Source organism: Neisseria sp. P0007.S010 (assembly GCF_051962875.1).
Classification (GTDB): domain Bacteria; phylum Pseudomonadota; class Gammaproteobacteria; order Burkholderiales; family Neisseriaceae; genus Neisseria; species Neisseria subflava_A.
This window is the reverse complement of the sequence record NZ_JBQCUX010000005.1, coordinates 50,518-61,362: the sequence shown is the minus strand read 5'-3', so window position 1 is coordinate 61,362 and position 10,845 is coordinate 50,518. Positions and strand designations below refer to the sequence as shown.

12 protein-coding genes are annotated in these 10,845 nt (G+C 49.7%); all 12 read left to right on the top strand.

The annotated features are described in order from the left end of the window. The first annotated feature begins 100 nt into the window (after positions 1–100). On the top strand, positions 101–511 hold the full coding sequence (locus ACTHR7_RS04950; RefSeq protein ID WP_049344592.1) for a hypothetical protein: 411 nt from the start codon (positions 101–103) through the stop codon (positions 509–511). 46 nt (positions 512–557) lie between these two features. After that, positions 558–2,399 carry a hypothetical protein gene (locus ACTHR7_RS04945; RefSeq protein WP_440370426.1) on the top strand — a complete coding sequence of 614 codons (1,842 nt, stop codon included), beginning with the start codon at positions 558–560 and terminating at the stop codon, positions 2,397–2,399. A 12-nt stretch (positions 2,400–2,411) separates the two neighbouring features. Further along, positions 2,412–4,100: a hypothetical protein gene (locus ACTHR7_RS04940; protein ID WP_440370425.1), complete on the top strand. Its 1,689-nt coding sequence runs from the start codon at positions 2,412–2,414 to the stop codon at positions 4,098–4,100. Positions 4,101–4,230: 130 nt separating this feature from the next. Next, on the top strand, positions 4,231–4,689 hold the full coding sequence (locus tag ACTHR7_RS04935; RefSeq protein ID WP_049344596.1) for a hypothetical protein: 459 nt from the start codon (positions 4,231–4,233) through the stop codon (positions 4,687–4,689). A gap of 102 nt (positions 4,690–4,791) precedes the next feature. Continuing rightward, complete coding sequence (locus ACTHR7_RS04930; protein WP_440370424.1) at positions 4,792–5,709, top strand: hypothetical protein; 918 nt, start codon at positions 4,792–4,794, stop codon at positions 5,707–5,709. 3 nt (positions 5,710–5,712) lie between these two features. Further along, positions 5,713–6,090 (top strand): hypothetical protein, encoded by a 378-nt coding sequence (locus ACTHR7_RS04925; RefSeq protein ID WP_440370423.1) that lies wholly within the window; start codon positions 5,713–5,715, stop codon positions 6,088–6,090. Between the two features lie 11 nt (positions 6,091–6,101). Beyond that, positions 6,102–7,967: a hypothetical protein gene (locus tag ACTHR7_RS04920; RefSeq protein WP_440370422.1), complete on the top strand. Its 1,866-nt coding sequence runs from the start codon at positions 6,102–6,104 to the stop codon at positions 7,965–7,967. Positions 7,968–8,050: 83 nt separating this feature from the next. Beyond that, complete coding sequence (locus tag ACTHR7_RS04915; RefSeq protein WP_070646342.1) at positions 8,051–8,281, top strand: hypothetical protein; 231 nt, start codon at positions 8,051–8,053, stop codon at positions 8,279–8,281. A 75-nt stretch (positions 8,282–8,356) separates the two neighbouring features. Next, positions 8,357–8,866, top strand: coding sequence for a hypothetical protein (locus ACTHR7_RS04910; RefSeq protein WP_440370421.1), 510 nt, complete (start codon positions 8,357–8,359; stop codon positions 8,864–8,866). A gap of 20 nt (positions 8,867–8,886) precedes the next feature. Further along, a complete protein-coding gene (locus tag ACTHR7_RS04905) occupies positions 8,887–9,603 on the top strand; it encodes a hypothetical protein (RefSeq protein WP_440370420.1) in 717 nt (238 codons plus the stop codon). Between the two features lie 182 nt (positions 9,604–9,785). Continuing rightward, positions 9,786–9,905 carry a zinc finger domain-containing protein gene (locus ACTHR7_RS04900; protein WP_311457636.1) on the top strand — a complete coding sequence of 40 codons (120 nt, stop codon included), beginning with the start codon at positions 9,786–9,788 and terminating at the stop codon, positions 9,903–9,905. A gap of 81 nt (positions 9,906–9,986) precedes the next feature. After that, positions 9,987–10,766, top strand: a complete 780-nt coding sequence (locus ACTHR7_RS04895; RefSeq protein ID WP_440370419.1) for a DNA adenine methylase — start codon at positions 9,987–9,989, stop codon at positions 10,764–10,766. The last annotated feature ends 79 nt before the right edge of the window (positions 10,767–10,845 follow it).

The following is a 10,845-nucleotide window of genomic DNA, read 5'->3' as shown; positions in this document are numbered from 1 at the left end:
AGACGGCCTGCAACCATCTGACTGCAACCATGCCAAGCCCCGATTTTCGGGGCTTTTGTTTTAATAGGGTTTTGAGAAAAATACGCAAAGGCCGTCTGAAATGGCAAATCAAGAATGGACGCTGAAACGGAAAGACAATGGCGTGGCCGTACATCTGCCGCAGGATATGCGCTGGGACGATGAATTTGAATGGAGCAAGGTGGCGCAGGCCGCGCCGCAGCGCACCTTGTCGGGCGGATTGGTCATCCAGCAAGGAATTAAGGCAAACGGTCGCCCAATTACGCTGTCGGGCGATTGGGTGTGGCTTGATTTGAGTATCTTGCGTACGTTGCGTGACTGGACGGACGTCCCCGAATTGGAAATGACGCTGACGCACTACGACGGCCGCGAATTTAATGTCATTTGGCGTACCCACAACGCGGCTTTGAATAATGTCGAGCCCGTGCATTACTCAACGCCGGAAACGGATAGCGAGCGATACACTGCCCAGCTCTGCCTGATGACATTTTAAGGTCGTCTGAAAACAGATTTAAACAGGATTTAAAAAGGTTTCAAACATGGAAAAAACAACGCGTCTGACGCAGCAGGATTTGCAGATTTACCCCAGCCAGCGCATGACCGATACGCCTGACGGCGGTGGTTTGATGGTCGGTCAGCCGCTGACCGGCGAGGATAACGAGATTTTCCCGCCCGTCTCAGACGTTGACCGTACGATGGGCAGCCTGGACGCGCGTCTGCTGTACCCTGCCGTCCTGCGTAACGACTCCGAGCCGCTTTACGGCGGGCATTTCGTCATTACCGAGCCGCCGACCTCTGAAAACGTGTCTTTCTTGGCGTTTAAAGCGCGCAACTACGGCGAGAGCCGCGCGGATATTATGCCGCGTATTGAAGCGTATTCTGTGCCGACTGTCGAAAGTCGCATGACGTTATTGGGTCGCCATTTGGCAGGCGTTCGCCTTGTGCAGGCGTATCAGCGCGTAGAGGCTCCTTTACCGAAGGTCGGCGAGCGTTATTGCCTGCAATATGAGGAAAAAACCAAAGATGTGACGCGCCGTATCACGGAGTATTTCCGCATTATCAACATCGAGGACGAAGTGCGTATTTTTGAGATTCCAAAATCAAACGGTGAGGTCGAGGAAGTACCGCGCCGTGTAGTCAAAATGGAAATCAGCAATCCGTTAACCCGAGATTTTGACGGCGTCGATTATCCGGTCAAGGGTTATGCCGCGCCTAAAGTTAAGATTTTAGAAACCCAAGTTGCAGATTCCGCGGCTTATTATGGCGTAAAACCTGTATCTGACGGCCTTTCGGCAGGAGATGCCACGCTGACGGTGTCTAGCATTTACGAAAAGCTTGTACCGACCTCGACAGTCGAGACACCTTATGCGGATGAATACCCGGTTCCCGGCGAAGCATGGGTCGCCGCTGCGCCGGAAAAGCAGCTTTTTTCTGGTCGTGTCAGCAATGGGACGTTGATATTTCCATGTTCGCTGCTACCGGGTAGCGTGAAAATAGGGAATTATCAAGACAACGCTTTGGGGCAACTAAAAAGCGGCGACAATTTAATCAGTGTCGATTATGCACAAGGTCGCCTGTCCGGCCTACCTGATGGCTATCATACGGTAACGGCAATTCCTGCCGCTAATTCATCTGCGGCGCGATATGCCTTTGCTGTGGAAATTAAAGAAACCAATCACGGTACATCATTTGCGCCGCTCCTGAAGCCGACTCCCGTATTGGGCAGTCTGAAAGTGTCGTTTATGGCTTTGGGCGTTTGGTATCTGCTCTCAGATTCGGGCGACGGTATATTGCGTGATGAGGCAGGGAAAGCTGTCGGCACAGTATCATCGGCGACGGGGTCGGTTGTGCTCAATTTACCTGTTCTGCCCGATATCGGTAGCCGTCTAGTGTTCCAGTGGGGCGGCATTTCCGGATTCGCCTCGTTCGATGGCGGGAAAACAGGGGTAGTGGCAACGCCGAAGCCGTCAGAGAGTAAATGTACTTATGATTTGGGACACCCTATTAAGCCGGGTACGCTTGTTTTAACGTGGACCGACAATGGTGCAAAAACTGCCCGAGATGATGGTAACGGAAATCTGATGGGTGATATCCAAGGAGCAGTGGATTATCTCAACGGAGTTATAACGACCGTTCGTTACATCAACAGCAATGCGGTTGATTACACCTGCGAGGAGGCGCTCAAAATAAGCGCAAGCGTGGTCGGAGGCGCGGGATATGGTATGACGCTGGGAGATAAGGGTACACACTTTGAGCTTATGTTTAAGGATTCCTTGCCAAATCAAGCTACTTTTAGTCTTAAGCTGGAGGGGAGCGTCTCCGAAAAAAACGAATATACAGTTCCGAATTGGTATGGCGCGGCGTTTAGAGAAACATTTTAATGGTGGGATTTAATGGCTATTTATTTGGGTAAAGTAGTTAAATCGGGTACGGGCCGCATCAGTTTGTTTGCATTCAACGGCGGCTGGCGGCTAGGTAAAAACGCCGTACAGGGCATTCGCTGGGATGGCGGAAAGCTCATTATTCCGAAATCGGTATTAAGGGTTGAGGCGTTGGCATGGGCTGTTGAGACTCATTCGACGTTAGAGGCTACTTGGTTTGCGCAAAGAAAAAATGTGTCCGCTCAAAAGACCGTTGATATGTCTTTTGGAAAGTGGGATGTGGAGTTTCTGTCTGCCGATTCCTCTCATGCTAAAGCCCGGAGTGGACGTTTGGCGGGTGGGTTGTCATTTAATGTTTTAATTGACTTTGATCAGGGCAGCGCCTGTGTCTTTAACTCATGGTCTTTCTCGGACGGCGAGACTGAAATTGTTGAATACGGTGGTACGCTTTATAAAAACTGGAGCGAGACTAAAGGCAGTGGAGAAAATATCGGTACGTTATATATCAACGGTAATGTTTCGATTCGAGATCCGGCCATTAAATTCCAAAGCCTTAAGGTAACAGGTGGTGTCGTCCGGTTGCCCCAAGTCAAGACATTCAGTTATGCAGGCCGCACACCTGCCGCGCCGGTCAAGCCTGAAAGCTTTACCGTTTACGCGGGCAATGGCGAAATTGTCGGCAGAAGCAACGCTGCAGGCGAAATTACCGGCGGCATCACAGGCAAAATCGACTACGAGACAGGCTTTTATGAAATCAAGCGCGATGAGGGTTTTTACCCCGAAGATTTACGCTACAACGCCGTGACCCAAGACAACCTGCCTTTGGACTCATCGATTATCGGTATCGATGCTGTGCGCCTGCCTGCCGACGGACGCGTCCCCGTGATTCGCAAGGGCGATATGATCGTGATTTCCAACCGCCTCAAGCAGGATTTGGGCAGCGCGTTTACCGCCGCTCAAAAAATCATGCTCAACCGTCAAAATATCGACCGCCTCTGCTTGGTCGACAGCAAGGGCAAACACGTCCTCGCTGAGAAATACACGGCAGACCTTAAGACAGGCAGCATTACTTTTGCCGAGCCGTTGGATTTGTCGCAATATACCCTGCCGCTGACCGCAGTTTGTGCATGGGAAGAGGAAAACCGTGTGACTGGCGTCGATATTTCAGGCCGTCTGAAACTCCAGTTTGCTATTGGGCGCAACTATCCGAAGGAGCATACATTTGTATCTTCCGCTCTGATCGGCGGCGATTTGCTGGTGCGCGCTACCGAGCCGTTTTCGCAACAGGCATGGGACAATGTGTGGAGTGACGCGCAACGCGGGGAGCCTATTTTGGCGCGTACCAATGTCAAAGACTACCCAATTAAGTTGGCCAGCAACGGCGCGATTACCGAGCGTTGGCTGATTAAATTTATTACTGCAACCCAATTTGAGCTTTACGGCGAGCGGCTGGGCTTGGTCGCAAAAAGCGATACCTTGACCGATCTTGCGCCGACCAATCCGGCAACCGGCAAGCCTTATTTCACGCTCAAGGCGGCCGCATTCGGCGGCGGCTGGTCGGTACAGAACTGTATCCGCTTCAATACTTACGGCACGCCGTTGCCTGTTTGGATTTTGCGCAGTGTCCAGCCCTCGCCGGACAAGCAAAACGGCCGCGATGGTTTTACCGCGTGTTTGCGCGGCAATACGGTGGCCGAATAAAAGATAAGGCCGTCTGAATAGGACTTTCAGACGGCCTTTAAGTAAAATGGTTAATTAATTTGCATTTATACCTTTTATCTGTAAAATTAACCTTTTAATCTTTATTCAAATAGTGAAAGGAAGCGAGAAAATGGGGAAAGGCATGAAAATCCTGATGGTGGTTGTGGCAATATTAATGGCAGCCGCTGTTAGTCGGGCTTATATGAATAATCAGAAAAAAGAGATGATTAAGAAAGAGTATGAAGCAAAGATTGCAGCAGAAAATGAAGCGAAGCGGCAAGAGGAGGTGAAAAAAGAGATGCTGCGATTGAAATCAGAAAAGGAAGAGGCCGAATTATTGGAGCGTGCAAAAGAGGCTGTTAGAAATATGATGAAAGACCCTGATTCTGTGAAATTTAAAGATTTGATTGCAGGTCAAGTCAGCAAGGATAAGAAAAAGCATGTGTGCGGCATGGTCAATAGTAAAAATTCAATGGGCGGTTATGTCGGTTACAAAGGATTTGTTTATATTGATGGCGAGAAATATGCGGTTCTTCAGGAGGACAGTATTGGCAATGAGGTTTTTGAGATGGCCTGTAATAAAAAATAAGCGAATCATCGCTCTGAGTGCAACTATGCCAAGCCCCGATTTTCGGGGCTTTTGTTTTAATGGGGTTTTAAATCATTGAAGTAAAAAGAAAGGCCGTCTGAAATGTTTGATACGCAACGTGTGCCGGTAAAGGTTTACCGCTGGGATGACGAGGGTGCGCCGCAAGTTGAATCGGCGGCAGGCAGCATTAAAACGATTTTAAAAGCCTGCTTGGTTACCGGTTACGGAGAAGGTAATAAACGCAAGGACGGGCTGGGCTGGGAAATGGCGTTTGAAAAGACGCAAGAAGCCTGTTTCCGCAGCACGCACCCGAAGGCGACAAAGTGGTGGCTGGGAGTAGATGACTCAAGATATGGAAGCCGTGCAAGATACGTTGATTTATGCGGTCTTTTAGAGCCGACATCAGCAAAGGCGGGGAAAGTCAAACAAAAGGTTAACAACAGCAGTGGGTATCACAATTTCATTTATAAAAAAGACAACGACAGTGGGGATAAGATCCAATGGGTTGTGGTTGGAAATGAGCGCGCATTTACTTTAATTATTTTATGGCAGAATTATTGCTCGTTTTTTATTTTTGGAAACTTCTCCAGTCTCGCCGTGGCTGACGCCGCGAATACCCTGCTTGGATATGTGTCAGATGTGGATGAGAATTTTATTTATGGCAGTGGCAATGAAGTTGTTATTTTTGTGGTGCCGATGCGTGATTATAAGGGAGATAATCCTTCTTCTCTGAGTCTTACAAGTAAAGCAGATGGTAATTATGGTAGCTATCCTAATCCTATTACAGGTGGTTTCATAGCGGATGATATTTATCTAAAAGAATTAATTGGTGATAACGAATATGCCATTCGCGGATTGTTCCCCGGATTTATGAAAATTGGCGAAACGATGCCCGCAGGAGACGTTATTTCGATGGGAACGGTTTACGACAATTTAGACGATAGCGAAGACAGATTTATGTATATCAATACAATTGGCGGGGGCTCTTTTTTGGTAAACCTCACGGCCTGGGAGCTGTAAGCCATGCCGAATTATGTTTTCCGCAGCCGTCTTGCCGTTAAGCGCGGCAAGATGCGCGGCAAAATCGTCAACCGGATTGCGCGAAGCCGTGCAGTCAAATCGCCGCATTGGAAATACGGCGGCCACGGCTATATCGCCGGCGAAGGTACGGGCATTGTTACGGTGGGCGGCCAGCCGGCTTCGCGCCGTATTTATCTGTTTGCCCGGCCTACTATGTACTGCATCGCCGATACTTGGAGCGCGGAAGACGGCAGCTACCGCTTCGACCGGCTCAAGGAAGACGAGGAGTATTTGATGGTGGCGACGGATTATAAAAAGCAATACGAGCCTGTTTCTTATGACTTTATTAAGCCTTATGTCGAGCGTGACGGCGGCGGTTGAGGCCGTCTGAAATGTCCGAAGACAAAATTTATGCTGATTCGGCGCGTATCCCTTTGCCTTTCGGCTTGGCGATTGGCTCCCGTCCGTCGTCCAGGCTCTTGCCGTTGGCTTTCAGGCGGCCTTTGCGCCATATTGAGGACGGCGGCGAGATTGTCCCCGATACGCCGCTTAAGCCTAATCCGTACCGCCCTCCGGATGGTTATGCGACTGTTTCGGGGGCGTGGGGCTTTGTGCAGCAGGCGGTGTCAAGGCAGGCGGTGTGCGCGGCCGGTCGTTATGATTTGGGCGACATGGCTGTCCAAGTGTCGGGGATAACGTCGGAGGCTATCGGGGAGGCGGTTTGTTTTCAGACGGCCTTTTCGGATATGCCTGAATTGGAAAGCTGCCTGCATGAAACGGTCGGCTTGTCTGACTGGGTTGCCGGGTGTATGCAGGCGGTGCAGGCCGGAATGGATGGTCTGGACGGCTGTTTGCATGATGCTTTCCCCGATGATTTGTTCTTAAGTGGCTGTAATGCGGATCAATCGTCGGCGGGTCTTGGCGAGGCTTTGGCGGCATGTTCGGAGAGTGTGTTTTCCGATGATGCGCCGGTTGGCGATTGTTTGGTGTCGGAGGTGCGCGAGGCGGCGGTATTGGCACGCTGTGCGCATCCGCAAAGCCTGCCTGCTTTGGCTGTGCCTTGCGAGTATTATGAGATTCCGGTTGAGCCGGAGCCTGTGCCCGAAACTTATGTTTGCGGTATCCGCCCGCCTTCAAACCGTCTGCACCTGCGCTTTTACCGCAAAAAGATTGCACACGATGCGCGCCATATTCCGCTGCCGTTTGCTTGTTTTGATACGGTAAGCACTCCTGTTTTAGACGGATATATCATGCAAAATATTATTAAGGCTACGGTTGACGGCCAGCCGATCGGGCTGTTTTCTGCTTCTTTTACGACTGATACTGCCGGTTATTGTTGGCAAGGCAGTTTGACGGTTTCGCCCGATGATTTCGCCAAGATTAATCCTGATGTCCGCCCGAAAGGCCGGGAGGCCGAAATCGCGGTGCAAATCAATGCGGATACTTTTGTCATCCTCGCCGAGGATTACAGCGACAACCGCCGCTTCGGGCAAAAGAGCTATACGGTAACCGGCCGCAGCGTTACCGCCCGTTTGGGCGCGGACTATGCGCCTAAAGGCCGCGGTACATACCGCAATCCGATTTATGCGCAACAAATCGCAACGGAGGTTTTACGTCCGACAGGTGTGGATTTGGACGGTTGGGCTATGGCGGATTGGTTGATTCCGGGAGATGTGTATTCGTTGACCGATAAAACGCCGATTGCTGTTTTGCAAGAGCTGGCTCAAGCCGCCGGGGGATTTGTGGAGAGCGACCGCGCTAGGCCGGTTGTCCGCTTTAAGCCTAAATGGAAAAAGGCTTCTTGGGAGGTTTCCGATGCGCCTGCCGATGTCAGTGTCCCTGTCAGCGTGATTTTCAGCATCAGCGGCCAGCGCAATGTATCGGAGCGTGCCAATGGGGTTTATGTTTGGCCGAGCCATAACAAGGGCAAAGGCGCGGATGTGTACCGCAACGGCAGTAACCGCGAGCCGCGTGCCTCCGCGCTGACCAATACGCTTTATACCGACCAGCCGGTCTTGCTCGCCGCCGGTATCGCCGCGTTAAGCGAAACCGGTGTGCATAAGCGCGAAACGGTGTCTTTGCCGGTATCGGATAAATACGCCATTCCTATGGCGAATTTAGGCGAAATTTGGCAAATCAATGAGCCTTCGGGAAACTGGCAAGGTGTGGTGGTTGGTGTGTCGGTCGAGGTTAAAATCGAAAACGACGCGCCTGTCGTGACTCAAAATGTAACGATAGACCGCTATTTTGACGAGTGATTAAAGCTGGTTTAAAGATGCTTTAAAGGCCGTCTGAAAGCCATGTTCAGACGGCCTTTTATCTTTTTGTTAAGGATAACAAAATGACCAATCTGTATCAAAACCTGACGGCACTGCTCAGGCGCGAACAGCGCGGCATTGCCAAAATAACGGGCGATTTGGGCGGCGGCTCATGGGCGGCGCAAACGCAAAGCGGCGGCAATCTTGTTTTAAGCGGGCAAGCCGCTTTAAATCAGCGCGTGTTTTATGATGTCTTGAGCAATCGTATCCTTGGCCAGGCTCCCGATACGACTGTTTTAGAGCTTGGCGTGTAAGGCTAAGTGCAGTGTAGCCAGGCGTTGTGTTTGTATAAAGCCTTAAAATTATTATTATTATTTTGAGGAGGTTTTATGCGAACTGAAGTGTTGGGTGTCGGTATCGGCGACATTTTAAAATTTGAAGCCACTGCCTTGACGCGTGTGAAGGTAAAAGTACCGGATGGTACGCGTGCCGGTGATTGGGTCAATTTCTCTTTGCGTGATAATAAATTAGTCGCGTTAACCGATGAGCAAGACGGCTACGCTCTTGTTCAGCCGCACAATTGTATTATTGACCTGCGTTATTGCGCCAAGCCTGAAAATATTACTGATACCTTGCAGCAAGGCGACCGATTCGGCATTCAATATATTGGCGCACCGGTCGAGCATGGACGTCATACCGTTATGCCGTCGGGCCCTGTTATTCCTCCGAAAGAGGCGGAACGCCCGGTAGCTCCTCCTTACCCTCCTTCTGCATTGAAACGTAGCCTCAATTTCTTCGGGGACTCTACCAATGCGCGTATCGGCGGTCAGGCTGTGAGTGTTGCCGCCGCTGAAAATCTGCCTGTTGTAAACAAGGCAGCCTGGCTGCGTATGCCTTGATGTCGATGAACGGCAGCCCGGTGGAAGTTACTTTTAAAGTCGATACTATTCCGGCTAAAGCGAATGGCGTGATGGTTGATGGCGAGTTGGTTTACGGTGAAGGCGTTACGCCTTTCAGTATGCACTCTACCGTCGTTATTATTGGCGATGACATCGAGGCGGTCATGACCGGCCAAACCGCCAATATTAAAGTCATTCCGCGCGATAGCCAGGCTCATAGTGTTGTTCCAGGTAAAAAATATCCGGTACGCCTGAAAAATAGCGGCAGTGTCGATGGTATTTGCGTGTTGGCGACGGCCAAGAATGATATTAACGGCGCAAATATCGGCAACTGGCAGACGGTTTTGGAGCGTATCAAAGGCTATGTTGAAAAATGTATTCAACAAGTCCAGCCGAAAGAATCACCGCGTTATATTGTCCTGACTGTATGGGCTGATAATAAGCCGGGTTGGGCTAAAGAAAACCACTCATATCGACATCAGCTCAAAGATCAATTTAATAATTGGCTCAAATCTAAATATGGCAATAATGTCTTTGATATTGAGCAATATATTTTATCTGACCAGATTTGGACGGATAGCGGCCTCACGCCGAATGAGGCGGATAAAAAAGCGCAAACAGACGGCGTAATGCCGTTGTCACTCTCGCAGGACGGCGGTGCTCATCTGCTTCCGGCGGTTGAGGCTAAAGTCGCCGAACGTATCATCGCAAAAGCCAAAGAGTTGCGCTACTTGTAGGCAAATATAAATAAAAGGCCGTCTGAATAAGGCGGCCTTCGGGAGGATTTTAAATATAAGTGGGACGGCGACGTAACAGTGCGGCAACACTGTTACGCCAGCCAAGCAGATCATGCCTGCATTGACTTCTAAGGCCGCCTTAGTCTCTAGAGACCGAGGCATTCTATCTGATACAGGAGTGGATGCAAATGCAAATCTATCGTGAATTACGCTGTAAGTTTTGTGGGAAGTTGCTGGCAAAAGGCAGCGGCTGTGTGCAAATAAAATGCGCTCGTTGTAAAAATATCAATTCTTTCAGCTAATTAATAAATCAAAAGAATGCCTTTGAGCATCATATTTAATCTGATTTAGAGCGTCGCGAATGCCATAATTTAGGAGTATATATGATGCAAAAAATGCAACAGACATTACCTATTATCCCATGGATGGGGGGCAAACGTCGTTTGGCAAAACATCTTTTGCCTATGTTCCCCGAGCATTCTTGTTATGTCGAGTTGTTTTCCGGTGGCGCAGCATTGTTCTTTATGCGCCCGGTTCCTGCAAAAGTTGAAGTGCTCAACGATATCAACGGACAGCTTATCAATCTCTATCGTGTGGTACAACACCATTTCGACGAGTTCGTCCGCCAGTTCGAGTGGACGCTGACCAGCCGCGAGACATTCGCCTGCCTGCAAAACACGCCGCCCGAATGCATGACAGATATTCAACGCGCCGCTCGCTTCTTCTACCTTCAGCACAACGCCTTCGGCGGCAAAACCGTCCAGCAGCATTTCGGGACAGCTACCACGTCAAAAGCGTGGGATGCATCTCAGATTGAGGCTAAATTAAAGGCTGCTAAAGACCGTTTAAAAGGTGTTTATGTAGAGAATGAATCATGGGATCGTTGCTTCAAGCGATATGACCGTGAGCACACCTTCTTCTATGCAGACCCACCATATTGGCAGACCGCAGGCTATGACCAATCATTTGGCTGGGAGCAGTATGAATTACTGGCCAAGGTGATGGCAGAGAGTAAGGGTAAGGTCATACTATCCATTAATGACCACCCTGATATCAGGGAATTGTTTAAAGATTTCCGTATCACTCAACTTGAATTGGCTTATACGGTCGGAAGAAATAAAACTGGTAAAACCAGTGGAGAATTGGTCGTATGTAATTGGTAAAATAAAAAGCGACGGTAGCGTCGCTTTTCTTATTTCTCATCATCCGATATAGTGCAAAAGCTGTCGAAACTTTCGCGAA